22 protein-coding genes and 1 pseudogene are annotated in these 24,405 nt (G+C 52.0%); 9 read left to right on the top strand and 14 right to left on the bottom strand.

Features of this window, described 5'->3' with window-relative positions:
- Positions 1-191: 191 nt before the first annotated feature.
- The 10 genes from argE to JK231_RS15300 all read right to left on the bottom strand — a co-directional run bounded on the left by argE (position 192) and on the right by JK231_RS15300 (position 9,765).
- On the bottom strand, positions 192-1,343 hold the full coding sequence (argE, locus tag JK231_RS15255; protein WP_153012316.1) for an acetylornithine deacetylase: 1,152 nt from the start codon (positions 1,341-1,343) through the stop codon (positions 192-194).
- 14 nt (positions 1,344-1,357) lie between these two features.
- On the bottom strand, positions 1,358-2,032 hold the full coding sequence (locus tag JK231_RS15260) for a DUF1028 domain-containing protein (RefSeq protein ID WP_058961369.1): 675 nt from the start codon (positions 2,030-2,032) through the stop codon (positions 1,358-1,360).
- 2 nt (positions 2,033-2,034) lie between these two features.
- Complete coding sequence (locus tag JK231_RS15265; protein WP_045815588.1) at positions 2,035-2,469, bottom strand: RidA family protein; 435 nt, start codon at positions 2,467-2,469, stop codon at positions 2,035-2,037.
- A gap of 222 nt (positions 2,470-2,691) precedes the next feature.
- Positions 2,692-3,552 carry a ketose-bisphosphate aldolase gene (locus JK231_RS15270; protein ID WP_058961368.1) on the bottom strand — a complete coding sequence of 287 codons (861 nt, stop codon included), beginning with the start codon at positions 3,550-3,552 and terminating at the stop codon, positions 2,692-2,694.
- A complete protein-coding gene (locus JK231_RS15275) occupies positions 3,515-4,969 on the bottom strand; it encodes a fructose-specific PTS transporter subunit EIIC (protein ID WP_211728959.1) in 1,455 nt (484 codons plus the stop codon). The genes JK231_RS15270 and JK231_RS15275 overlap by 38 nt, the downstream gene beginning before the upstream one ends.
- Before the next feature lie 23 nt (positions 4,970-4,992).
- Positions 4,993-5,469, bottom strand: coding sequence for a PTS sugar transporter subunit IIA (locus tag JK231_RS15280; RefSeq protein WP_249221726.1), 477 nt, complete (start codon positions 5,467-5,469; stop codon positions 4,993-4,995).
- Positions 5,456-6,973 (bottom strand): PRD domain-containing protein, encoded by a 1,518-nt coding sequence (locus tag JK231_RS15285; RefSeq protein WP_211728960.1) that lies wholly within the window; start codon positions 6,971-6,973, stop codon positions 5,456-5,458. The genes JK231_RS15280 and JK231_RS15285 overlap by 14 nt, the downstream gene beginning before the upstream one ends.
- Positions 6,974-7,361: 388 nt before the next feature.
- The gene (locus tag JK231_RS15290; protein WP_211728961.1) at positions 7,362-8,408 is read right to left on the bottom strand and encodes a nitronate monooxygenase; all 1,047 of its coding nucleotides are present in this window, start codon (positions 8,406-8,408) and stop codon (positions 7,362-7,364) included.
- Between the two features lie 70 nt (positions 8,409-8,478).
- Entirely contained in the window at positions 8,479-8,913 is a 435-nt protein-coding gene (locus JK231_RS15295) for a DJ-1/PfpI family protein (protein WP_211728962.1), read from the bottom strand.
- Positions 8,914-8,931: 18 nt separating this feature from the next.
- Positions 8,932-9,765 (bottom strand): AraC family transcriptional regulator, encoded by an 834-nt coding sequence (locus JK231_RS15300; protein ID WP_160833887.1) that lies wholly within the window; start codon positions 9,763-9,765, stop codon positions 8,932-8,934.
- Positions 9,766-9,869: 104 nt separating this feature from the next.
- Between JK231_RS15300 and JK231_RS15305 the strand changes: the two genes are divergently transcribed.
- Together JK231_RS15305 and JK231_RS15310 are read left to right on the top strand one after the other, a co-directional pair.
- Positions 9,870-10,610: an AzlC family ABC transporter permease gene (locus JK231_RS15305; protein WP_097119136.1), complete on the top strand. Its 741-nt coding sequence runs from the start codon at positions 9,870-9,872 to the stop codon at positions 10,608-10,610.
- 1 nt (position 10,611) lies between these two features.
- On the top strand, positions 10,612-10,935 hold the full coding sequence (locus JK231_RS15310; RefSeq protein ID WP_034824025.1) for an AzlD domain-containing protein: 324 nt from the start codon (positions 10,612-10,614) through the stop codon (positions 10,933-10,935).
- A 40-nt stretch (positions 10,936-10,975) separates the two neighbouring features.
- On the opposite strand, the gene JK231_RS15315 is transcribed toward JK231_RS15310, so the two are convergent.
- The gene (locus tag JK231_RS15315; protein ID WP_211728963.1) at positions 10,976-12,034 is read right to left on the bottom strand and encodes an acyltransferase; all 1,059 of its coding nucleotides are present in this window, start codon (positions 12,032-12,034) and stop codon (positions 10,976-10,978) included.
- A gap of 312 nt (positions 12,035-12,346) precedes the next feature.
- The gene (locus JK231_RS15320; RefSeq protein ID WP_211728964.1) at positions 12,347-13,375 is read right to left on the bottom strand and encodes a LacI family DNA-binding transcriptional regulator; all 1,029 of its coding nucleotides are present in this window, start codon (positions 13,373-13,375) and stop codon (positions 12,347-12,349) included.
- A gap of 253 nt (positions 13,376-13,628) precedes the next feature.
- Between JK231_RS15320 and ascF the strand changes: the two genes are divergently transcribed.
- The 5 genes from ascF to JK231_RS15345 all read left to right on the top strand — a co-directional run bounded on the left by ascF (position 13,629) and on the right by JK231_RS15345 (position 18,984).
- Positions 13,629-15,068, top strand: a complete 1,440-nt coding sequence (gene ascF, locus JK231_RS15325; protein WP_211728965.1) for a PTS cellobiose/arbutin/salicin transporter subunit IIBC — start codon at positions 13,629-13,631, stop codon at positions 15,066-15,068.
- Between the two features lie 16 nt (positions 15,069-15,084).
- Positions 15,085-16,518: a 6-phospho-beta-glucosidase gene (locus tag JK231_RS15330; RefSeq protein WP_211728966.1), complete on the top strand. Its 1,434-nt coding sequence runs from the start codon at positions 15,085-15,087 to the stop codon at positions 16,516-16,518.
- A gap of 195 nt (positions 16,519-16,713) precedes the next feature.
- Positions 16,714-17,298 (top strand): YfiR family protein, encoded by a 585-nt coding sequence (locus JK231_RS15335; protein WP_097119131.1) that lies wholly within the window; start codon positions 16,714-16,716, stop codon positions 17,296-17,298.
- Between the two features lies 1 nt (position 17,299).
- Positions 17,300-18,514, top strand: a complete 1,215-nt coding sequence (locus JK231_RS15340; protein ID WP_058961349.1) for a diguanylate cyclase — start codon at positions 17,300-17,302, stop codon at positions 18,512-18,514.
- Entirely contained in the window at positions 18,511-18,984 is a 474-nt protein-coding gene (locus tag JK231_RS15345; protein ID WP_034824042.1) for an OmpA family protein, read from the top strand. The genes JK231_RS15340 and JK231_RS15345 overlap by 4 nt, the downstream gene beginning before the upstream one ends.
- Here the strand turns inward: JK231_RS15345 and uvsE are convergent.
- Positions 18,971-19,945, bottom strand: coding sequence for a UV DNA damage repair endonuclease UvsE (gene uvsE, locus JK231_RS15350; RefSeq protein ID WP_211728967.1), 975 nt, complete (start codon positions 19,943-19,945; stop codon positions 18,971-18,973). The genes JK231_RS15345 and uvsE overlap by 14 nt on opposite strands.
- 86 nt (positions 19,946-20,031) lie before the next feature.
- Positions 20,032-22,062, bottom strand: a complete 2,031-nt coding sequence (locus tag JK231_RS15355) for a choline transporter (RefSeq protein WP_045815600.1) — start codon at positions 22,060-22,062, stop codon at positions 20,032-20,034.
- Between the two features lie 253 nt (positions 22,063-22,315).
- Between JK231_RS15355 and betI the strand changes: the two genes are divergently transcribed.
- Together betI and betB are read left to right on the top strand one after the other, a co-directional pair.
- On the top strand, positions 22,316-22,912 hold the full coding sequence (betI, locus tag JK231_RS15360; RefSeq protein ID WP_034824050.1) for a transcriptional regulator BetI: 597 nt from the start codon (positions 22,316-22,318) through the stop codon (positions 22,910-22,912).
- A 13-nt stretch (positions 22,913-22,925) separates the two neighbouring features.
- A pseudogene (gene betB / locus JK231_RS15365) lies at positions 22,926-24,397 on the top strand (betaine-aldehyde dehydrogenase).
- Positions 24,398-24,405 lie beyond the last annotated feature (8 nt).

Below are 24,405 nucleotides of genomic sequence, written 5' to 3' on the forward strand. Positions count from 1 at the left end.
ATACGGTGAATGCGTGCATCATGCGGTTAGTGCTTCCTGAAGCTGGTGTTTGGAAAAGTTAAAGCAGGCAAATTGGCTGGGCGCGGCCTGATAACCGCGCCCTTCAGCCTGGTGTGTGATTGATGAAAACAAGAACGAGATAACTGAAGGGTGCGGCTCAATAAGCTTGCGCAATGAGTGACAGTGTCACTTTATAGACACATCCACTCCGCTAACCGCCGCAACATGGCATCGCAGGCGGTCAGCTGTTCCAGGCTGATAAACTCATCGGGTTTGTGCCCTTGCGCCATACTGCCAGGACCGCAGATAACACTTGGGATACCAGCCTGATGGAACAAGCCGCCCTCGGTGCCAAAGGCCACCGTGCTAAAGCTGTCGGTACCGGTCAGGTGCGCAATCAAACGCGCTGCGGGACTCTCCGCGTCAGTATATAAACCGGGATAACCACTGATAGATGTGAAACGAATCGACGTGTCGCGATTGACGGCCTGCATAAGGGGCAACAGGTCGCGCTGTGCGTAACGCTCCAGTTCGTCGGCTACCTGTTGCGCATCATCTTTGGGTAAGGTGCGAACTTCAAAATCAAAACTACATTCTGCAGGCACAATATTCAGCGCCCGCCCGCCCTGAATCACGCCGGTTTGCACGGTGGTATAAGGCGGATCAAAACGCGCATCCTGATTTTCCGCAGCAGCCAGTCGCTCACCCATCTCGGTTAGTCGATGAATCAATTTCGCTGCGTACTCGATAGCATTCACGCCTTGTGGCGCATAAGCAGAGTGGCACGCCGCGCCCTGCACTTCACATCGCATGCCCAGTTTGCCTTTGTGGCCTAAAACCGGTTGCAGCTCGGTGGGTTCGCCGATGAGGCAAATGTCCGGCTTTTCCGGGCGCTGCGCTAACGCATCCAGCAAGGTTCTGACGCCGAGGCAACCCACTTCTTCGTCATAAGAGATCGCCAGATGCAGCGGCTGAGTGAGAGGTTGTGCCAGAAAATGCGGTACGGCCGACAGCATACAGGCGATAAATCCCTTCATATCCGCGGTGCCGCGCCCGTAGAGTTTGCCGTCATGCTCGGTCAGCGCAAAAGGCGGAACGCTCCACGCTTGCCCATCTACAGGCACCACATCGCTGTGCCCTGAGAGCATCACGCCGCCCTTGCCTGCGGGACCGAGCCTCGCATACAGATTGGCTTTGCTGCGCTCAGCGTTATGAATCAGTTCGCAGTTCACACCCAGATCGGTCAGATAGCGCCAGACAAAATCGATCAGCGCCAGATTGGACTCACGGCTGGTGGTATCAAAGGCCACCAACTGAGCCAGTAACGTACGGCTGGTCACCATAGAAGCTCCTTGCATCACTCGTCGCCGGGTACGCCATAGCTGGGGGCTTTGGTGGGATCCAATGCGCGGATCACGTAATCCTGCATCTGAGGCTGATAAGCCTGCCACAGGGTGTTGAGCTCCTCGATGGGATCGGCCTCGGTCCAGTCAACGCGCAGATCAACAATAGGCCAGACTGGTTCAGCTATTATCGACAGCGCAGCCGAATGTACTGGCCCGGCCTCACCTCCCGCCTTCATACCTGCCTGCATGGCACAGATCAGGCGATCGGCGAGGTGCCCCTCGCTCCGCTCAAAGGCGTTTACCATCGCGACGATTACCTCGGGATTGGCGAGTAAATTACCTGCCGCCACGCAATCCACACCACTCAGCGCGTGGTTCACTCCTAAGGTTTTTTCTCCGCTGAAGCAGGCACTTTGCCCATCAGCCGCCAGCACGGTGACCTGGCGATATTGATGATATTCGTCAGACGCCAGCCCGGCGGCTAAGGCGGCCTGAGCAGATTTTCCCTGCTGCAACTGGTCAAGAATGCGCGGGCCCAGCGCCGGTAAGGTGATGTTCTGTGTGGAAACGGCGCCCACCTGGGTGCGTAACCAAGGGCAGCGCGCGCCGACGGCAATACTGGATGAGCTAATGGCGATACCCATCTGACCGGTCTCGGCACAGCGTCCTACAATTGATAACGTCATGATCAGGCTCCTGCTTGTGGCTGCCAGTCGTCCGGGATAACCGCGATTACATCAATTTCCATCAGCCACTGCGGCTGACCCAGCCCTGAAATCACCAGTCCGGTTGAGATCGGATACACACCCTTCAGCCATTTACCCACGACCTGATAAACCGGCTCACGATAACGCGGGTCAATAATATAGGTGGTGGTTTTGACGATGTGTGACAGGTCGCTGCCCGCCTCTTCCAGCAGCTGCTTGACGTTTTTCATCGCCTGATCGGCCTGTGCAGCCGGATCGCCAAGCCCAATCAGATTGCCCTCGAAGTCAGTGCCAATCTGACCGCGTACGTAAACGGTATTCCCGGCACGCACAGCCTGGCAAAGATCGTTGTCGAGGTTTTGGTTAGGGTACGTTTCTTTGGTGTTGAATTTGCGGATGCGTGTATGTGTGCTCATGTCTGCCTGCGGAGATGAATGGATGTCCCGCAAGGTATACCGCGCGACGCGCAGCAGACAAAACAGCATTAACCGAGGTGTTGGTTAAGTAAATCCTAACCCGTTTATTTCGTTATGCAGGCAGGCATCTGCCATCAATAATTTGAGGGGGCCGTACCTTTCGCTACGGCCTTAGTGAATAAAGTGAAGAGTGATGCATTACCCTTCACTGACTACCATCGCTCAAGCGTAAAGCTCTGCTTTACCCGCCGAAGAGAATAAGCGCATTTTGTGAGCGACAACTTCTCTCGCTGCCGCCATCGGTTTCAGGAACAATTCACTGGGTTCATGACTGCCGCGTTTAATCTCATCTTCGAGCGCCACAAAGAATGCTTTCTTCATATCGCTTGAGATATTAATTTTTCCTACACCGTGCTGAATAGCTTCTGCCACTTCACTGTCTTTATTGCCCGACCCGCCATGTAATACCAGGGGAATATCCACCCGTGCAGCGATCTCTTTGAGTCGTGGGATATCCAGTTTCGGCTGTTTGCCCACAGGATAAAGGCCATGTGAGGTGCCAATAGCGACTGCAAGGGTATCAACGCCTGTTTCTTTGACGAATCGCGCGGCCTGGTCAGGATCGGTATAGAGGATCTCACTGTGCCCCCCTTCTGAACTGCCTTCAGCAACACCAATGGTGCCCAACTCCGCTTCGACAGAAACCCCTGCTGCATGCGCTATTTCCGTCATTTTTCGCGTCAGGGCGATGTTGTCTTCAAATGCCAGCAAAGAGGCATCAATCATCACCGAGGTATAACCGGTCTGAATCGCTTTGATATTGTGTTCCAGTGACTGACCATGATCCTGATGAATAACCACCGGCACGCTGGCTTTGGCGGCTAATTCGCGTAAATAAACAATAAAGGCATCACCACAGAAATCATGCTCAACCGGATGCACTTCAAGAATCACGGGGGAACGTAACTCTTCTGCAACCTCAATCACCAGGCGCGCGAATTCTGCTGAAGCGATATTAAAAGCGCCTACGCCAAACTTATTATTTTTAGCCACGCTCAAAAGATTCTTCATGTTGATTAACATCTTTCACTCCTTCAGTCTGGGTCTGATTAACATCTTTTTTAATGACACGCAGGATCACTGCCGTGAATAACGCACCGGCAGCAATCGCGAAGATATAAGCCAGTACATGTGTAATCACATTGGGGATAAACAGCACGAACACCCCACCGTGCGGTGCGCGAGAAGCACAGCCGAGTCCCATTGAAAGTGCCCCGGCCAAGCCAGAACCCGCACAGATAGCGGGAATCACACGCAGAGGATCAGAAACAGCGTAGGGAATGGCGCCTTCGGTGATAAATGAGAGTCCTAATACATAGGTGACTTTTCCGGTTTCACGCTCTTGCGCGGTAAATTTACGTTTGAATAACGTGGTCGCCAGCGCAATACCGATTGGAGGTACCATGCCCGCGGCCATGCAGGCCGCAATCGGTTCATAGATTCCGGTCGACATTAATCCGATAGCAAACATGCAGACGGTTTTATTTAACGGTCCCCCCATATCAAATGCCACCATGATGCCAATCATTAAGCCCATCACCGCAGCATTCATATTTCCCATGGTTTGCAAGAAGGTGGTTAATGCCTCTAGCAGCAATTTGATAGGCTGACCAATAACCAGAATCATCAGTGCTCCGGTCAGCAGCACCGTCAATAATGGTACGATCAGAATAGGTTTGAGCCCGGCCAGGGCTTTTGGCAATTGAATATATTTTACGACAAATAACGTGATATACCCGGCGAGGAACCCTGCAAACAAGGCACCTAAAAAACCAGCGCCGGTATGCACCGCTAACATGCCGCCTACCGCGCCAGATACAATACCGAGGTTACCGCTGATGGATTTGCTGATCCCGAGGGACAATATCGGCAGCATCAGCGCGAAAGCCGCGCCGCCTCCGACATCGGATAACATTTTGGCGATGGGGCTGAAATTCGCGTCACCCGGCGTAGCGGCCGTGATGCCGAATGAGAAACTGAGTGCAATCAATATTCCGCCAGCCACCACAAAGGGGATCATCAGATTCACGCCGGTGATCAGATGGATATAAAGTTGAGAGGCTAATGACTTTCCACCTGAGAAATTGGGCGCATCATCAATCCTGATTGAGGAGGTCTCACCGGCTAATTCAGGTTTTAGTGCACCGTTCAGAATATTATTCAACAAGCCAGTGGCATCCTTGGCCGCACGTGCCACCGGAACTTTGAATATACGCTTACCTTTGAACCTTCCGGTATCAATCATTTTATCCGCTGCAATCAGTACCGCATCGGCATTATTAATATCCTCGTCAGTGAAATGGTATTCACTCTCCACTGCTCCATGGGTTTCCACTAATATATCGATACCCATTTTAGCCGCGCTCTTTTTTAGATTCGCTTCGGCGATATAGGTGTGTGCTACGCCTGTTGGACAGGCGGTAATCGCAATGAGTCTCATGAGAAAACTCCAGATAGAAAAGTTTATAATCCGGTATTGTTGACAATTAAGCGGTACAACGCTTCATTGCCCTCTGCCTGCATAAGTTGCTCAACAATTTCATCATCACCAAGTGCGACTGACACACTGGCTAATACTTTAATATGCCCGATACCGCTATCCGCATTTCTGACGGCAAACAGAATGACCAGCCGGACGGCGACCTCATCTTCTGTTTCCCAATCAACAGGATGGCGTAATTGGGCCACCGCCATTCGCGTTTCACGCACGGCTGATGACTTACCGTGGGGGATGGCAACCTGATTATCAAAGCCGGTTGGGCCAAGTTCTTCACGTGCCAGAACATCGCGAATAAAGAGGGCTTTATCGCTAATGATATTTTCTGAAAATAACAATTGAGAGAGATACTCGATCACCTCTACCTTATTACCTGCCACAAAATCGGTAACAACACAGGAGCGGCTAAGAATATCTGAGACTACCACCTTATCGAGCATCATCACTCTCCTTTATAATTTCAGTGAAAATTATCTTTTCAGAAACCCTTGCAATATCTTTTTTTGAAAAAAGCGCTGAGACATAGGCAATGGGTAACTCAACGTCTTCTAATTTGATGGTTGAAACAATAAGATCGCAGTTTTTTATGCCTAACGTGGCACTCAACTGACTCCCAGGCACAATATCGACGATTTCCCACTCAGGGAATGCACGATTAATACGGCTGGCTAAAAGCTGAGATGTGCCGACGCCGCTGGAACAAACAATAATGATTTTCTTACAGGTACTGAATTTCTCTAACGCAGCCTGAATATAGAGCGTAAGGTAAGCGGCTTCATCGTCAGATGTGGCCGGATAATCAAAATTCACGCTGAGTTGTTCCGTGGCATATCTGACAGATTCAAACGCACGGCCAAACTCCGATTTGATGTCCTCTAATAGAGGATTATGAATAGCGATGCCATACGTGAGACGGTTGAGCATCGGCTTAATATGCTGAGCCAAATCACGGCGTAGTTTTGCGTCCAGGCTAAGATTGAGACCGAGCTCCTGCGAGCAGGCAGCGATAAATCTGCTAGCATATTCATCTGCTTCACTGTGTTGCGGTAATGAATTTCCTGCATCAGCCTTTAATACATGATGGCCGGATGAAATAATATATTGATAGATATAACTGACTTCGATTTCTGGCAGGCGTAAATTGTACTCTTGTTCCAGCCATGACACGGCTTTCTCTGCGATCATCCACTCTTTACAACTGTGTCGATGAAAGCTTGTGATCGTGGGTTGCTCCGCTAAACCAGAGACGCGCTGAATAGTGACCAACAGATGAGAGAACAAATTAGTGTAGTAAGGCTCACTGATGGCTATTGAGAGTTCGCTTTCAATAAAGCCAATTAAAGAGGTACAATTTTCGACATTCACTTTCCCAAACTGATCCACTAATTTTGTGCGAGAAAAGCGGTCAATGCGGCTATCTACCATTTTATAGTGGCTGAATACACTATTAGTAATAATCTCTTTTAACGCCATCCGAATATTCAGGTCGTCACCGCAGAGATGCGTGCCGGAGTGGTCTTTCACCATCCTCAAAGCAAAACCAGCCACCCAAAGCTCGACTTTCTTCAGATCTTCGACAATGGAAGAGCGACTCACGTAATACTTTTCGGCCAACGCACTGATGGAAATCGGCTGAGGCGACTGCGTTAATAAATCCGTCGCAATGCCTACTAAACGCTTGGTCGTAAAAATCTCACCCTCTATTCCTGTCACACTGACATAGACACGATTAAAAGGTGAACCGCCATCATAACGCAGCCCAAGGCCTGGCTTGCTTTTAATGTGGCTATTCTGATCACCAAGAGACGTATTAATCACTTCAATATCACGACGTAAGGTGCTCACTGAGATCGCAAATGATTCCGCAACACGATTAGCGGCTACCCAATCATTTTCAGCCGCAAGATAATCGATAATTCCGCTTTGTCTCTTGTTCAGTGTTGTCATTATTGAAGACCCTGCGCCATTCCATGAATAGCTTTATAAAAGGTTTCGATCCCGGCTTAAATACTAAATGATGGACAGATTGTGGACATATCGTTGAACACTTAAATTTCATTTTGTGGGTGTTTCCGATAAAAGAAAGTTGTTGGCGTACTCAGGAATTGCGGATGAAGGATTAATAATGACGGGGTTATCAATTTGAGAAATTTTGTCGCTTTAAAACGTCTCTAAATTTTAAAAATGTGACATTAAAACTGGCAATGCATCGTTTCCGCACTACACCTTTCAACCTGCCGAATCAGGTGACATTAATATCGTTAACCAAATAGTTCAGCTGATTTGCGAAAATCTGACCGCCATTACGCGGTCAGATACAGAGAGTGACAGCAGGCTATGCACGCATTAACGACCTGACCAGCTCACCCGCAGGCATTTCCCGCGCCAGTGCTGCACCCTGCCCAGCCCACTGCGCGCCAAAGCCGTGGTGCTGTTTCGCCGCAGCCGCTGCGGCCAGCGCTTTGCCCAGCGAATAGGTCAACGGATAATCCGGTACATCACTGGTGGCGAAGTCACGACTAAAATCGCAGAAATCATTGCGTAAACAGCGCGCCTGACGTCCAGAAATCGCAGCGGTAAGTTCGGTGCCGGTTGCACTGGCCTGTTTCATTGCCGCGCGATAAGCCGCGTTTGCCGCCGATTCCGGGCATAACACAAAGGCGGTACCCAACTGCACACCGGTTGCGCCCAGTTGCAACATGGCAGCGATACCTGAACCCTCCATGATGCCACCCGCGGCAATCACCGGATGCGCAGTTTGCTGACGGATCGCCTGCACCAGGGTGAAGGTCGACATTTGATGGTCGAAAGCCTGAGGATCAAAATGCCCGCGATGCCCGCCTGCTTCAATCCCCTGCGCCACGATGAAATCAATGCCGCTGCGCGCGATGGTCAATGCTTCTGCCACACTGGTCGCGGTGGCCAGCAACACGATCCCACGCTCCTTGAGTCGTTGAATCACTGCCGCAGAAGGGATGCCAAAATGAAAGCTCACTGCTGCCGGCGCCGCCTGCTCAATCACGTTGAGCATCGCGTCATTATTCAGGAAGGTTTGATAGATCTCCGAGAGAGTCGAAGGTAACTCGGCTTCATAACGCGCAAACAACGGCGCAAAGCGATTAATCCACGCCTGCTCGCGTTCAACGTCGCGTACCCCTGGCGCATGGCAGAAGAAATTAACGTTGATGGAGCCTCGGGTTAGCGCCTGCGTTTGCGCGATCATCACAGCTGCCTGTTCGGGAGTGGAGGCCCCCACACCGATAGAACCTAGCGCACCGGCATTGGTGACGGCGGCGGCCATTTCAGGGGTGGAGACGCCCGCCATCGGTGCCTGAATAAGCGGGTATTGCAGCTGAAGCGCCTGACACAGGGCGTTCGTCATGTTTCTATTCCTTTGATTTTGCAGTTGGGCAAACCTAAACTCCCCTTCTGTGGCAGAGAATCGGCATGACTCACCACTTCAACTTTTTGGCTGATGATTGGCCTTTCATCACGCCAGCCTGAATCAATGCAAAAACACCGGTACATAAACCGACCAATGGCGTGCCAAACTGCGCGGCAAGGCGAATATAATCCAGCGCGCGATGATCGGTTTTGTCCTTGTCATCCTGCACCCCGCCAATTACCACGATGTAGTCAAAATGTTCCGGGTTCTTGAGGGCTTCACAGGGAGAGATCACCGCGCCACAGCTTGAAGTCGCTTCACTGCCAGAGCTGGACATGAACGTCCAGCTACAGCGCAGCTGACGGCTGCGATCGCCTTCATCGGCGGCGAGACGCAGGCAATCCACAAAAGCCGCAAACGGCAGCAGCGTAAAGCGGTTCAGCAGGACGAAACCGACCGACAGCGGCGTCGCCTGTTCATTGGGTTTGTTACGGGAAGTCATGGCAAGATCCTCGCTCCATCATTGCGATGCCGCCGCAAATGCACCCGGTGTAACGCCAAAATGGGCGCGGAATTTCTTGATGAAGTGGCTCTGGTCGAAGAAGCCCACTTCACTGGCGGTGTGCGCGGCATCGAAGCCTTGTGACAGCAGTCGTTTTGCCCGCATCAGGCGAATCTGCGTGAGGTATTGATGTACCGACAAGCCAGTCAGCTTCTGGAAGGTGCGCATAAAATGGTATTCGCTTAGCCCGGCGACGGCGGCGATTTCACTGACCGCCAGCGGCTGATGGTAATCGCTGTGCAGAAAATCGATTGCCTGCCGAATATCGGCGCGTAACGCATGCCGCTCACCGCCTTTTAACGTGCGTTCGCCGTGTTGACGGATTAACGCGCTCAGCACCTGAAACAGCGCACACTCTTTTTCCACTGCGTCCGGACTTTCTTGCATCACGGCGGAAGCCTGCAACATCTGCTGCGCCAGCTGCGGATCGTAACGCATCCCTTCCGCACCAAAATTGAGTTCACCTTTGCCGCCGATCTGTGACTCCGCAATTTCATTGACCAGTGTGGCGGAAGGATAAAACGCGCAGTAATCCCAGCCTTCCTCACGCTGGACCGCTTCACCGGTGTGCACCTCCCCCGGCAGAATCACCATCACCGTGCCAGCGGCGGCAATCCCCTGTTGACGGCAAATGCGGGTACGTTGTGCCCCTCGGGCAAACGCCGCGATCACGAACTCGTCGTGGAAGTGTGGCGGATAACTGTGCTCGTAGCAGCGTGCACGCAGGATTTCCATACCGCCGTGCATACCACGGTCACGCCACAATTTGATGTCATCACGTTTTTCCTGCATCACAAATCCTTCGCTGATGTACTCCGGGAGCAGGATTTTACTATAGCCTTGCGCATTGTGGCTTAAAATTGGTGCATCTGTTGAGAAGGTTTTGGAAAATTGTCATGTCGTTGAATAGTCACACCCTGCCGAAACACAGCGATCCACTGAGTTTTCGCGCGGGTTTTATCGCCTGTTTACCTACCGTGCCCGGTTACCTGAGCATCGGTTTTGCTGCGGGTGCCATTGGCACGCTGGCCGGTTTCTCCGTATTGCAAACCGCGCTGCTGGCGACGCTGCTCTACACCGGTTCGGCGCAGTTCTTATTTTATTCGCTATGGGCAGCAGGCGCGGAAATGACCTCGGTGGTGCTGAGTGTGATGCTGGTTAATCTGCGCTACTTGCTGATGAGTTCAGCGATTAGCGTGTTCTTCCGTGGCCAAAGTGGCTGGCAGAAAGTCGTCAGCGGCCTGCTGCTCACCGATGAGACCTTCGGCGTCGCGGTACAGCACGGCAGCCAGCACGGCAAAATCGCCTTTGCCTGGATGTTTGGTCTTAACCTGCCCGCCTGGCTGAACTGGATTATTGCCTGTGTGATTGGCGCTTATGCCGCATCTGCCGTCCCTGAATCGCTGATGGCCGGATTGAGTTTTAGTCTGGTATCGATGTTTATCGGGCTGATTCTAATGACGTGGTTTGCCAGCCGCCGCAAATGGCTGGAGACGCTGGCGATTGTGGTTGCGGTGCTGGTGACCTATTTTTCTGCGGGACATCTGGATCTCAGCGTAGTGGTGATAATCGCCGCCTCAATGGCCGCCAGTCTGGCCACGCTGCTGTTACGCATGAAATACAAGGAGGGGAAATAACATGGAGCGTAATGTCCTGATGACCATTGTGGTTGCCGCGCTGATCACAGCGGTGATGCGCGTTGGCCCGATTCTGCTGCTTTCCCGCTTCCGACTCGCCCCGCTGGCGCAACAGTGGCTGAGCTTTATCCCGGCGGGCATTATGGCGGCCATTGTCACGGCCGAGTTGATCGAAAAGCCGGCGTTAACCGCTTCAGGTTTGAGTTTATCGTTACTGGCAGCGCTGATTGCGGCGATCACCGGCATCGTGACGCGCGGTTTGTTTGCCACCGTGCTGGCTGGCATGGTGGCGTATACTGCGCTGCGTTATGGGTTTGGTTTGTAACGTGAAGCATCGGGTGCGGAATGAATTCCGCACCGTGATATCAACCCGCCTCTGCTGCAGGTGTCCGTTTTCCCTTCAACATATTTCTCAACGCCGGTTCGAGATATTTGGTGATAAACCAGGCCAAATAATAGAGCCCTGCGGCGACCACAATCGGCATGAGCAGCATGACTGTTTCACTTTTGATCTGCACATTCATTTTTATCAATATGGCAATCATGAGGTTTTCATGTATCAGATAGTAGGCGTAACTGGCAAAACCTATCGCAGTGAAAAATCGAACGGATAACAAACGTTCCAGTTGTTTTGAATAAAAACTGGCAATAAAGAAAAGCATGACCAGCAGTAAGGGAATGACCGTTAGGGCACCCGCATTTTTAACGTAGTAGCTGAAGTCAATGAGCATCGCGACAACCACAACCGCATAATGAAAGCCTTTGTCACGGCCATGCATTCTTTCATATACCAGGCAGCCGATCATAAACCACGCGTAGTGAATAAAACCAAACTTAGCAATAACATCAATGAAAATGGGATGACCTAAAGATTTTAATACCGAGGAGGCGGACAGCAGTAACATGGGCACCAGCAAGCCCGGCAAGCAATATTTCCGTCCCAGTGTAAAATAGATGGCACCAATAATCAGATAGAATACCGCTTCAACGTACAGCGACCAAAATGAACCCGCCATCGATTTAAATTCAATACCGGTTATTTGTGTCAACGTTTCAGGATTAGTGAAGATCAGTCCAGGTAGCAGATTCCTGACATAGGGTGTCATAGCTGTCCATTCCGGGAAAAACCCACCCACAGCATAGAGTAACAAACTGGCAATCAGCATTGCCGGAAACAGTCGCAGCCAGCGTTTTTTCAGGAAGCTGATATAGCTATCAGACTTATCCAGCGTCATAAATATGACAAAGCCGGAAATCATGAAGAATAACTCTACGCCAAGCCAGCCAAATGAAAAAACTGGAATATGTTGTGTGAGGTTTACATAGGGCAAGAGTTCTGGCCAACGTGCATACGCGTGGTAACCAATCACCATTAAGATGGCAAGACCGCGCATTCCGTCAAGATGCTTGATGCGTGCGTGCATAATTCCCTCAGGAAAGATGTCCGGATGTGTAAATTCAACTTAGCACTGACAATTATTTACTCACAATAAGACTTATTCTGATTAAATTATACACCGAATGCATTTAACTAACAGAATATACAATTAAACCTCACTTTAATTTGGACTTTCCAATTCAAAATAGAATGCGATTGAATGCACTAAATACAACCGCCCCCTTTTTAACGCCTCTGATTTTGGATGGTTAATATACCAATGATTAGCAAAGGCATTGAGGCTTGATAAAGGATTTCAAGTAGTGGCGTTAATGATTGCGACACCAACTTGGGTCATTCAAACAACGTTTTCACTGGCATAAGGCCCAGGCCCGACGGATTCTCGCATCATCACTTCACCCGAGAAGCGCTGGCGATTGCGCATTTCGCCCCCGTCGAGCATCGATATCAGCCTTGCAAGTGTTTCCTGAATCATCTCCGTCACCGGCATTTTCACGCTAGAGAGCGATGGAACGGTGAAGGGGGCCAGCGGAATATCATCAAATCCCAGCACGGAGACCTGAGCAGGAACCGTAATGTTGTGCGATGCCAACGCTTTTAACGCTCCTACCGCCATATCATCATTACTGGCCACCAGTGCGCTAAACGGAATGCCCTGTTTTAACAACGTTTCTACCGCCGATACGCCGTTTTGCGCCTGCCACTTCCCTTCAATAATCAACGCTTGCTGAACCGGAATCTGGTGTTTTGCCAGCGCCGATTGGTAGCCCGCCAGGCGCTCACGGCCGGTGGGCGAATCGAGCGAGCCGGTAATAAAGGCAATGTCACGATGCCCCAGTTTGATTAACGCTTCAACGGCGTCGGCGCTGGTGCGTTGTTGATCGGCGTAAATACAGTAGCTGTCGTGTTGCCGCAGACGACGGTTGATCACCAGAATCGGATGCGAGTGCTGATCGATGATAGCGTCCATTTCTTCAATGGTGAGAAAGCGCGGATAGATGATGACGCCGTCACAGCGTAAATCGAGCAAAAATTGAATCGCAGCACGCTCCTCTTCTGCGCTGTGTTTGCCATCCACCAACAGCAGTTGTCGCCCCTGCTGCTCCATCAGTCGGGCGGAATGCAGCATGAGCTCAGTAAAATAGCTGCCGGAATAGAGGGTATTGGTGATCACCAAACCAATGGTCTGGCTCGACTTGGTTGCCAGATTTCGCGCCAGTAAATTGGGGCGAAAGCCGGTTGCCGCGATGGCCTTAAATACCAATTCCCGCTTCTCTTCGCTGACATAACCGTTGCCGGACAGCACACGTGACACCGTGGCTTTCGATACGCCTGCGACCTTCGCCACCTCAACTATGGTTGCCATTTTTCTCTCTGATTTACGCCTGTATCGCTGAAGTGTACCTAAGTCGCGAATTATGCGGAGATTTTTTTACTGTGATGTTCGCGTGCCTCTCCCTTCGTTATCGATCACTATCACACTTTTAAACATCAAATTTTAAACTCCTTGCCTAGTAATGATTTCATATTCATGATTTTGTGAAACCGGTTTCTCATGACTCGCAATAGATATGCGGGCAAACGTACCCCTACTCAAAAAAATCAGAGACCTACAATCCATGGCTAAAAATTATGCTGACGTTTCCCGTGCCATCGTGGCTTCGCTCGGCGACTTAAACAATATCGAAGCCGTTACGCACTGCATGACGCGCCTGCGTTTCGTACTTCGCGACACTGCCCTGATCGATAACGCCACGTTAAAAGCGATTCCGGGCGTGATGGGCGTGGTGCATACCGATACCCAATGCCAGGTGATCATTGGCAATAACGTTAATCTCGCGTATCAGGAAGTGCTTAAACTCGGCACACCGAATAGCGACAACAGCGCCCCAGTGAAACGCAAAATCACCCTGCGTAGCATTGGCGCGGGCATTCTTGATGCGCTGGTGGGCACCATGTCGCCGCTGATCCCGGCGATCATCGGGGGATCGATGGTCAAGCTGCTGGCAATGGTGCTGGAGATGAGCGGTGCACTGGATAAAGGTTCGTCTACGCTGGTGATCCTGAATGTCATCGGTGACGGCGCCTTTTTCTTCCTGCCGGTAATGGTGGCGGCCTCGGCGGCACTGAAATTTAAAACCAATATGTCATTGGCGATTGCGATTGCCGGCGTACTGGTGCATCCCAACTTTATTGATTTGATGGCCAAAGCGGCACAAGGCCAGGCCGTGGAGTTCGCCTATATCCGGGTGACGGCGGTGAAATACACTTACACCGTGATCCCGGCGCTGGTGATGACCTGGATCCTGTCGCACATCGAATACTGGGTGGATCGCTTTACCCCTGCGGTCACCAAAAACTTCCTCAAACCGATGTTGATTGTGCTGATCGCCGCACCGATTGCCATTCTGCTGATTGGCCCACTCGGCATCTGGATTGGTAGCGGTATTTCTGCGCTGGTTTACACCATCCATAGCTATCTCGGCTGGTTATCCGTAGCGATTATGGGGGCGTTATGGCCACTGCTGGTGATGACCGGCATGCACCGCGTGTTCACTCCGACCATCATTCAGACTATTGCGGAAACCGGCAAAGAAGGCATGGTAATGCCCTCTGAAATCGGCGCCAATCTGTCACTCGGCGGGTCATCGCTGGCCGTAGCCTTCAAAACCAAGAATCCGGAATTGCGTCAGACCGCTTTTGCCGCAGCGGCTTCAGCGATCGTGGCTGGGATCTCGGAACCCGCGCTGTATGGTGTTGCGGTGCGACTCAAACGACCACTGATCGCCAGCCTGATCAGCGGATTTATCTGTGGCGCGGTAGCCGGCATCGGCGGGCTCGCCAGCCACTCCATGGCCTCACCCGGCTTGTTTACCAGCGTACAGTTTTTTGATCCGGCCAACCCGATGAGCATTGTGTGGGTGGGTGGCGTGATGGTGTTGTCGGTGGTGCTTTCATTTGTTCTGACCCTGATTCTTGGCTTTGAAGATATTCCGGTGAGTGAAACAGCGCAGCCTAAACCGGTTGTGGATCCTGTTAAAGCCGTCAATGTGAATTGATTAACTGAGGTTTTTTATGTCTGAAGTGACATTTCCAGAGGGATTTTTATGGGGCGGCGCGTTAGCCGCTAATCAGTCGGAGGGGAGCTATCTGGCGGGCGGTAAAGGCTTAACCACGGTGGATATGATCCCGCATGGCGAACACCGTATGCCGGTCAAACTCGGGCTGGAACCGCGCTTCACCTTGCGTGATGATGAATACTATCCGAGCCACGATGCCATCGATTTTTATCGTCGCTATAAAGATGACATCGCCTTGATGGCGGAAATGGGCTTCACGGTGTTTCGCACGTCCATCGCCTGGAGCCGCATCTACCCGAAAGGTGATGAGTTAACGCCAAATCCTGAAGGTATCGCTTTCTATCGCAGCCTGTTCGAAGAGTGCCAAAAATATGGCATCACGCCGCTGGTGACGTTATGCCATTTTGACGTACCGATGCATTTGGTTACCGAGTACGGTTCATGGCGCAACCGCAAGATGATTGAATTCTTCGCCCGCTACGCCCGCACCTGCTTTGACGCTTTCAACGGGCTGGTGAAATATTGGCTGACGTTTAACGAGATCAACATTCTGCTGCACAGCCCGTTCTCTGGCGCTGGCCTGGTCTTCGGATCAGAGGATAATCGAGAACAGGTTAAATACCAGGCGGCGCATCATGAACTGGTCGCCAGTGCGCTGGTGACGAAAATTGCACACGAGATTGACCCCGAAAATCAGGTCGGCTGCATGCTGGCGGGCGGCAATTTCTATCCGTGGTCATGTAACCCTGAAGATGTCTGGGCGGCGATGGAAAAAGATCGCGAGAACCTGTTCTTTATCGATGTGCAGGCGCGCGGTGCCTATCCTTCCTACGCAGCACGCGTGTTCCGCGAGAAAGGCATTGAGATTGAGTGGCAGGACGGTGATGCAGAACTCCTGCGTCATACCGTGGATTTTGTCTCCTTCAGCTACTACGCGTCGCGCTGTGCCTCAGCCGATATGAACGAGAAAAACAGCAGTGCGGCGAACGTGGTGAAATCGCTGACCAACCCGCACATTCCCCGGAGCGCATGGGGCTGGGGCATCGATCCCTTAGGCCTGCGCATCACCATGAACATGATGTACGACCGCTATCAAAAGCCGCTATTTTTGGTGGAAAACGGCTTGGGGGCGCGCGATGAAATCGATGCCAACGGCGAGATTCATGACGATTACCGTATCAGCTACCTGAAGCAGCACATTCAGGCAATGGGCGAAGCGATAGCCGATGGCATCCCGGTGATGGGCTACACCACCTGGGGATGCATTGATCTGGTCGCAGCCTCAACGGGCGAAATGAGCAAACGCTATGGCTTTGTTTACGTCGATCGTGATGACCAGGGTAATGGCTCACTGGCGCGCACCCGCAAAAAATCTTTCTGGTGGTATAAAAAAGTGATTGCCAGCAATGGCCGCGATTTAAGTGAATAATCTTTGCGATTCACTGCCGGGCGATGTTAGTTCGCCCGGCATGTTTATATAAATACTGCTTCAATTTCTCTATTAATGATTGGATCTGATTATCCTGCCAGAGTAAATAGTCCGCGTTTTACGCTATTGAACACCTGTACTCTTTTATAAATGCCGATGGTACTATTTGCGGGTTGAATCCAGCGGAATAGCGTCATGTTACGTTTTGAACCTCGTCTTCACCCTCGTGAAGTTTTATTTCTGCTTTTGGCTCAGCTTAAAGCCGCGCTGATCTGCATCGGTTCGCTGGCACTGTTGATATTGCCGCTATCCCTGCCTGCCGCTGCGGCGCAAAACCCCGCGACGAAAGATGACAAAGCCAATCGTATTGTCAGCGGCATCATTAGCTTCACCCGCTGGCCAGCGTTGCACGACGCCCCACAGTTGTGTGTGTTCAATTCTGCGCGCCACGTCAATTTTCCTGCCAGCGCCACCGCGACAGCGCTGCCCTTTAGCGTGGTCTACCTCAACAGTGAAACCGAGTTAGCCAGCAATCGCTGTGATGCCCTCTATTTCGGCGATCAGTCGCCGCAGCAACAGACCGAATTGCTCAGCCTGGAGAAAGGCCACGCCGTTCTCTCTCTGGCTGAAAATAATACCGATTGCGCCATTGGAGCCGCTTTCTGTCTTATTTTTAATGCCGATCATCCGATGTTTGCCGTAAACCTTGATTCACTGGCTCGCAGTGGCGTTCGCGTGAGTCCGGATGTGTTATTGCTGTCGCGCAAAGGAAGCCAATAAGATGAAATTTGAAAAAATCAAAAATGAAAAATCATCTATCCGCATCAGGCTGCGCAAGATCAGCATCATCAACTCCGCCGTTATCTTGTTGCTGTGCTGGTTGCTGCTGACCTCCACTTCGTTACTTTTCATCAAGCGTTATGAGAAGCGCAACCTGGAGCTGATTGCCGCAACGCTGAGCAACAGCCTGACCGCTGCTACCGTCTTTGAAGACAGTTATGACGCCCACAAAAAAATTGCCATGTTGGGCAATGAAGGCATGTTTGCTACGGCGAAACTGGTAACGGACGACCAAACGGTGCTGGTTAACTGGCAAGATCAACAGCAGCAGGATGGCTGGTATGAGAACTTCTTACGCGAATGGATCTACGCGCGCCCGCTGAGCGTCAATATTAATCATGCGGAAAATGTCGTCGGGACGTTGACGCTGGCGGGTACGGTCAAAGGGGCGACGGATTTTATCCGTTACTCAGTGATGATTTTATCCAGCGGTATGCTGTGTGTGCTGATCGTCGCCTTTATGCTGAGCGCATTCTTGCATCGGGGCATTTTGCAGACGCTACGCAATATCACCAGCTCGATTCATTACGTCATCAGCTCGGGTGATTTTTCGCTGCGTATTCCCGAAAGCCCGACCAAAGAGTTTCAGCTGTTTTCGGACGATCTCAACTCGTTGCTCGCAGAGATGCAATCATTACAGGCTTCGTTACTGCGTGATAACCGGTCGTTAGCGGCGAAAGCGTTGGAAGATCCGCTCACCGGACTGGCCAACCGCGCCGCCTTTGTCACGCAGTTAACCCGATTGCTTGATGGCCAATTCGCTCATGAGCGCTTTGTGTTGCTGTTCCTGGATGGCGATCGATTCAAGAGCATCAATGATAACTGGGGACATGCGGCGGGCGATGAGGTGCTGAAAGCCATCGGTTCCCGCCTGCTTGCACTGGCCTATAAACAGGATATGGTCGCGCGCCTCGGCGGTGATGAGTTTGCGATGTTAATAACCAGCCGCGCGACTGAGAAACAGCTGCTGCAGCTGACAGAGGAGATCAGGGAAGCCATTGCGCAGAAGATTATGATCGCGGAAGGCACACCGATCACCACCTCGGTCACTATTGGTTACGCCTGGTCGCAGCATGGCGATACGGTGCAATCAATTCTGGAACGTGCAGATATGCATATGTACAAAAACAAAGGGATAAGTAAGGTACGGGTATGAAAATCAAACTCTTTCTGCTGCTGTGTATTCTGGTTTGCGCGGGATGTCAGTCAAAAGGTCGTTTCACCGCCGCACAGATTGCAGCGATGCAAAGCGCGGGCTTTACTGAAAACATGGAAGGCTGGGGATTAGGTTTATCGGACAAAATCCTGTTTGGGGTAAATGAGTCTGAACTCACCGCGACCAGTAAAGCCAACATCGCCAATATGGCGAAAAATCTCTCAGCGACGGGCATTCAGCATGTCCGCATTGACGGTCATACGGATAATTACGGCAAGGCGGATTATAACCAGCAGTTGTCACTGAAACGTGCTGATGCTGTGGCAACACAATGGGCGTTGGGTGCGGATGTACCGCGAACCAACATCACCACCCGAGGTCTGGGCATGAGCGCCCCCATTGCCAGCAATAACAGTGCACAAGGCCGCGCGCAGAATCGCCGTGTGGCGATTGTGATTACCTCGCCTTAATCTCGCCCTGGTCGAGCGCATAACGGTACAAGCGCTCGACCGCCAGATTCTTCATTTTCACTTCACACATAATGTCGAAATCTTTAAATGACAGCGCCCAGTCATTTAAATCCTGATTAAAGTAGTAGTCAGAATGTGCACGCAGTTTGGTTTTTGCCACCGTTAAATCGCGCTGATCCGGGAAGCCATGTTCGGGGATTAAACCTTCCTGAGCAATCGAATAGTGTAATACCGGACGCACACCGCGCCACGATTCGATAATTAACGGGATACGCGCATCATGCGCTTTGATAAATTGATTCTCTTTCACCCAGTGATGGTGAATATCCAGCACCACCGGACAGAGATCGCGCGCCTGTAATACATCATCCAGCGAACAGGAGATTTCATCATTTTCAACCGTCAGCATATTGCGTGCTTCAGGAGAGAGACGCTGAAACGCCGCGCGAAACCCCTCGATGCCTTTTTTGCCGTTCATATGGATATTGATTTTGAAATCCTGAAACTGGCGACCATACCCCATTAACACGGCACACAGCGCATGGTACTCCACATCCTCAATTGCCCGATCAACTACCCCTTCATTATCCGAAGCGAGTACGGAATATTGTCCAGGATGGAATGAGAGACGAATGTTGTGAGCGCGGGCAAATTCGCCACAGCGGCCCAGCAGCGGCTGTAAGTCGGGCATCAGTTCGCTGTAGATGGCGGTGGCCTCTGGTACGGTATACAGCGGCAACAGGTCGCTGCCAATCCGCATCATGCGCATCGCATCCGGCAGTTTCGCCAGTTGTTGCAGCGTGAGGAATTGGTTTTCGAGGTTGTTGGTTGCCAACTGCGACAGTAAACGCGCTTGTTCTTCGCGATCAAGACTCAGGAAACGCGTACGCGTGGTGATTTTAAACGGAAACGGCTGCTTAGCCTGTGCATCGAAGTACTTACACGCAAAACCCAATTTCATTTCAGTCTCCCTTAGAGCAGGCTGAAAGTGTAGCTTGCTCCAGGGAAAGTGCACGGACAGCGGCAGGGCTGCCGCTGTCCGTAGGGTTACACGCTTGGGAAAGTAATGTTGCTGCCCGGTGCTTCGCGATGCAGATGGATAAAGTTCAGGTGACGTTCGTACTGATCGAGAATATCGATAATCACCTGCTCCTTGTTGTAGTCCATCAAATCGTTGCCCTGGCTACCTTCCAGCAGGAATGTCTCCAGACGGTAATAGGTCGATTTACCACTGCGCGCTCGATAGGTAAAGCCCGGCACCGAATACTGCTGCGGCCAGATCTGATACACGAAGTCTTGCTCTTCACCCAGCAGCACGCGCAAATCCAGATAACCTAACGGATGGCCCTCTTCCGGCTCCACGCGGTCCAGTGAAACCCGACCGCCGCGTAACTCCAGTTCTTTCGCTACATCCTGCATTGCCGGGAACAAGACGTTCTCCATCATTTGCTGGGTGTAGCGTGTGCCTGGATAGTTCATCAGACGCGACAGACGTTTCTTCCAGCTCAGGCGATCGTTGCTGGCCGGAATGTACGGTGCCGTTTCACGACTGGCGCTGGCGCGGCGATGGTCTTCCACTTTGAGAGACTTATACAAACCGGCCATGACAAAGAAGATCACAAAGCTGAACGGCAGTCCCATGATCACCGTGGCATTCTGCAGCGCAGAAATACCGTTGGTCATCAACATACCCATGGTCAGAACACCAATCGCCACTGACCAGAAGATACGCAGCCAGTTCGGTGCATCACTGTTGATGTCTTTCAGCTTCGAAGTGAAGTTACCCAACACTAGTGAACCGGAATCCGCTGAGGTGACGTAGAACAGCATGCCGGTAATGGTGGCGACCGAAGCGCTGAACTTAAACGCCGGATACTGCGCCAGCAGGCTGTAGAAGCCACGTTCTGCATGCGCCATCACTTCCTGAGCAAAGCCGGCATCACCGTGGATAATTTCATACAGCGCGGCGTTACCAAAGACCGACAGCCACAACAGCGTGAAGGTGAACGGAATAATCAGCGTACCGAGCACGAACTCACGGATAGTGCGACCACGTGAAATACGCGCCAGGAACAAGCCAACAAACGGGGACCAGGCGACCCACCATGCCCAGAAGAACAACGTCCAGCTGTTCATCCACTCTCTTGGCTGATCAAACGCAAAGGTGTTCAGCGTCATGCCCATAAAGCGGTTGATGTAATCACCGACATTGAGCACCAGCGCATTCAGCAGGAAGTCGGTTTTGCCCATGAACAGCACAAACAGAATCAGCCCCAATGCCAGCGCAACGTTGAGTTCCGACAGAATACGGATGCCTTTATCCACGCCAGAGGTCACTGAAATGGTGGCGATAATCACCGACAGCACAATCAACGCCGCCTGCGCGGTAAAGCCTTCCGGAATATCGAACAACACGTTCAGGCCATAATTGAGCTGAACCACGCCGATCCCTAAGGTGGTGGCGATGCCGAAGATGGTCCCCACTACCGCTGCAATATCCACGGTATGGCCAATCGGCCCGTTAATACGTTTGCCAAAGATTGGATACAGCGCAGAACGGATGGTGAGCGGCAAATTGTAGCGGTAGCTAAAGTACCCCAGCGCGATCCCCATCAACGCGTACATTGACCAGCCAGTTACGCCGTAGTGGAACAACGTCCACACCATGGCTTGTCGGGCGGCTTCCATGGTTTGTCCGGCGCCCTCAGGCGGTTGCATGTACTGCGTGACCGGTTCGGCCACTGAGAAGAACATCAGATCGATACCGATACCGGCCGCAAACAGCATCGCTGACCAGCTTAATAAGCTGAATTCTGGTTTGGATTGCTCTGGCCCGAGCTTGATGGCGCCGTAACGTGAACAGGCCATGTAGATAACGAAAACGATATACAGCGTCGCGGCCAGCATGTAGTACCAGCCAAACGTAGCGGTAACCCAGTTAACCGCAGTCTGAATCAAGCTGGCAGCCAGCTCGCTGTAAAAAATAGTGACAAGTGAAAATGTCAGAATCAGTCCGGCTGAGGTGTAGAACACCACAGGATTGATTCTGTCTTTTTCACTGGCAGGTGGATTAATCATCGATGACCTCTGGTTAATTTCCTGTAATGACTCAATGGATTAGCGAGACCTGTCTGCCAGGCCTTGTTGTTATCAGTACCCCTGTTATCCCTCCCTGTAGTGCTTTCTTCTGACGATGAGCCGCATAGCCCGGTTCACCGCTGCGCTTTTGTAACAATCGAAGCACAGTATCCTAACAAAATTCTTTTTTATATTGAACGTGCAATCAAAAAAAGTTTAAATAGTCCTCTGACATTGTGGTGGAGCTGGAGTCATGCCAAAGGTGGGAATGCAGCCGATTCGTCGTCGGCAGCTGATTGATGCAACCCTCGATACGATTAACGAGGTAGGAATTAATGACGCAACTATTGCGCAGATTGCCCGCCGTGCGGGGGTTTCGACCGGCATCATCAGCCACTACTTCAAGGACAAGAACGGTTTGCTGGAAGCCACTATGCGCGATATCACTCGTCAGTTACGTGATGCCGTGGCTGCCCGCCTGAAACCGTTGGCGGGCGCGAAGACCGAAGCACGCTTGTTGGCGATTGTCGAAGGTAACTTCGATGACACGCAGGTGCACAGCGCGGCAATGAAAGCCTGGCTGGATTTCTGGGCCAGCAGCATGCATCAGCCGCAGTTGGGTCGTCTGGAACGGGTCAGTAGTCGACGCCTGTTTTCAACTCTCGCCGCCGAGTTTCACCGTGAATTGCCGCGTGAACAGGCGCGACTGGCGGCTCACGGATTGGCATCGCTAATCGATGGCCTTTGGCTGCGAGCTGCGCTAAGCGGTCTGCCCTTCAATATCGATGTCGCGAAAACGCTCACCACCCAATTTATCCGTCAGCAACTTGCTGGCGCACTGAATCACTGAGGAAGGAGAAATCATGTCCCGATTCACCGAACAGCAGCTGTATATCGATGGTCAGTTCATTGCGGCGAGCGCAGGTAATACATTCCAGACCATCAACCCGGCCAATGGCGAAGTACTGGCCGAAGTACATGAGGCGGAACAGGCCGATGTTGATCGTGCTGTCGCTGCCGCGCAAAAAGGCCAGAAAGTCTGGGCCGCGATGACCGCCATGGAGCGCTCACGCATTCTGCGCCGTGCCGTCGATATTCTGCGTGAGCGCAACGACGAGTTGGCCGCGCTGGAAACCCTCGACACCGGTAAGCCGCTGAGCGAAACCCAATATGTTGACATCGTGACCGGTGCTGACGTGCTGGAATATTACGCCGGTCTGATCCCGACGCTGGAAGGCCAGCAGATCCCACTGCGCGACACGGCGTTTGTTTATACCCGTCGTGAACCGCTCGGCGTGGTCGCTGGTATTGGTGCGTGGAACTACCCGATTCAGATCGCCTTATGGAAATCTGCCCCTGCACTGGCAGCGGGTAACGCGATGATCTTCAAACCGAGTGAAGTCACTCCACTGACAGCACTGAAGCTGGCAGAAATTTACACCGAAGCGGGCGTGCCTGCCGGCGTATTCAATGTGCTGAACGGTCGTGGCGCGGTCACTGGTCAACTGCTGACTGACCATCCGGGCATCGATAAAGTCTCCTTTACCGGCGGCGTGGCCAGCGGCAAAAAAGTGATGGCGAATGCTGCGGGCTCCACCTTGAAAGAAGTCACTATGGAATTGGGTGGCAAATCGCCGCTGATTATCTTTGATGACGCCGATCTCGATCTGGCCGCTGACATCGCCATGATGGCCAACTTCTACAGCTCAGGCCAGGTCTGCACCAACGGTACGCGCGTGTTTATCCCGGCAAAATTCCAGGCCGCGTTGAAGCGAAAATCGCTGAACGTGTTGCACGCATCAAAGCGGGTGACCTCAACGATCCTGACACCAATTTCGGCCCGCTGGTGAGCTTCCCCCATCGTGACAACGTGATGCGTTATATCGAATCCGGTATCAACGAAGGCGCGCGTCTGCTGTGCGGCGGCAAACGTCTGAGCGGCGCCGATTTCGATGACGGAGCCTGGGTTGAACCGACCGTATTCACCGACTGCCGTGATGAGATGACCATTGTGCGTGAAGAAATCTTCGGGCCGGTGATGTCGATTCTGACTTACGAAAGCGAAGAAGAAGTGGTACGTCGCGCCAATGCCACCGATTTCGGTCTGGCTGCGGGCGTAGTGACGCAAGACCTGAACCGCGCACACCGCGTGATTCACCAGATCGAAGCGGGTATCTGCTGGATCAACACCTGGGGCGAATCTGCCGCCGAAATGCCGGTGGGCGGCTACAAGCACTCTGGTATTGGCCGTGAGAATGGCCTGATGACCTTGCAAAACTACACCCAGGTGAAGTCGGTGCAGGTCGAGTTATCCCGTTTTCAGTCCGTATTTTAATTGAGCTT

Origin of the sequence: Pantoea sp. JGM49, from assembly GCF_018257655.1 — a bacterium.
In the GTDB taxonomy this organism is placed as follows: domain Bacteria; phylum Pseudomonadota; class Gammaproteobacteria; order Enterobacterales; family Enterobacteriaceae; genus Pantoea; species Pantoea communis.

Excerpts from the sequence above, each read along its gene's own strand:
- argE (WP_153012316.1), bottom strand. The coding sequence starts at position 1,343 with ATGGTGACCAGCCGTACGTTACTGGCTCAGTTGGTGGCCTTTGATACC.
- JK231_RS15260 (WP_058961369.1), bottom strand. The coding sequence starts at position 2,032 with ATGACGTTATCAATTGTAGGACGCTGTGCCGAGACCGGTCAGATGGGT.
- JK231_RS15265 (WP_045815588.1), bottom strand. The coding sequence starts at position 2,469 with ATGAGCACACATACACGCATCCGCAAATTCAACACCAAAGAAACGTAC.
- JK231_RS15270 (WP_058961368.1), bottom strand. The coding sequence starts at position 3,552 with ATGTTAATCAACATGAAGAATCTTTTGAGCGTGGCTAAAAATAATAAG.
- JK231_RS15275 (WP_211728959.1), bottom strand. The coding sequence starts at position 4,969 with ATGAGACTCATTGCGATTACCGCCTGTCCAACAGGCGTAGCACACACC.
- JK231_RS15280 (WP_249221726.1), bottom strand. The coding sequence starts at position 5,469 with ATGATGCTCGATAAGGTGGTAGTCTCAGATATTCTTAGCCGCTCCTGT.
- JK231_RS15285 (WP_211728960.1), bottom strand. The coding sequence starts at position 6,973 with ATGACAACACTGAACAAGAGACAAAGCGGAATTATCGATTATCTTGCG.
- JK231_RS15290 (WP_211728961.1), bottom strand. The coding sequence starts at position 8,408 with ATGACGAACGCCCTGTGTCAGGCGCTTCAGCTGCAATACCCGCTTATT.
- JK231_RS15295 (WP_211728962.1), bottom strand. The coding sequence starts at position 8,913 with ATGACTTCCCGTAACAAACCCAATGAACAGGCGACGCCGCTGTCGGTC.
- JK231_RS15300 (WP_160833887.1), bottom strand. The coding sequence starts at position 9,765 with ATGCAGGAAAAACGTGATGACATCAAATTGTGGCGTGACCGTGGTATG.
- JK231_RS15305 (WP_097119136.1), top strand. The coding sequence starts at position 9,870 with ATGTCGTTGAATAGTCACACCCTGCCGAAACACAGCGATCCACTGAGT.
- JK231_RS15310 (WP_034824025.1), top strand. The coding sequence starts at position 10,612 with ATGGAGCGTAATGTCCTGATGACCATTGTGGTTGCCGCGCTGATCACA.
- JK231_RS15315 (WP_211728963.1), bottom strand. The coding sequence starts at position 12,034 with ATGCACGCACGCATCAAGCATCTTGACGGAATGCGCGGTCTTGCCATC.
- JK231_RS15320 (WP_211728964.1), bottom strand. The coding sequence starts at position 13,375 with ATGGCAACCATAGTTGAGGTGGCGAAGGTCGCAGGCGTATCGAAAGCC.
- ascF (WP_211728965.1), top strand. The coding sequence starts at position 13,629 with ATGGCTAAAAATTATGCTGACGTTTCCCGTGCCATCGTGGCTTCGCTC.
- JK231_RS15330 (WP_211728966.1), top strand. The coding sequence starts at position 15,085 with ATGTCTGAAGTGACATTTCCAGAGGGATTTTTATGGGGCGGCGCGTTA.
- JK231_RS15335 (WP_097119131.1), top strand. The coding sequence starts at position 16,714 with ATGTTACGTTTTGAACCTCGTCTTCACCCTCGTGAAGTTTTATTTCTG.
- JK231_RS15340 (WP_058961349.1), top strand. The coding sequence starts at position 17,300 with ATGAAATTTGAAAAAATCAAAAATGAAAAATCATCTATCCGCATCAGG.
- JK231_RS15345 (WP_034824042.1), top strand. The coding sequence starts at position 18,511 with ATGAAAATCAAACTCTTTCTGCTGCTGTGTATTCTGGTTTGCGCGGGA.
- uvsE (WP_211728967.1), bottom strand. The coding sequence starts at position 19,945 with ATGAAATTGGGTTTTGCGTGTAAGTACTTCGATGCACAGGCTAAGCAG.
- JK231_RS15355 (WP_045815600.1), bottom strand. The coding sequence starts at position 22,062 with ATGATTAATCCACCTGCCAGTGAAAAAGACAGAATCAATCCTGTGGTG.
- betI (WP_034824050.1), top strand. The coding sequence starts at position 22,316 with ATGCCAAAGGTGGGAATGCAGCCGATTCGTCGTCGGCAGCTGATTGAT.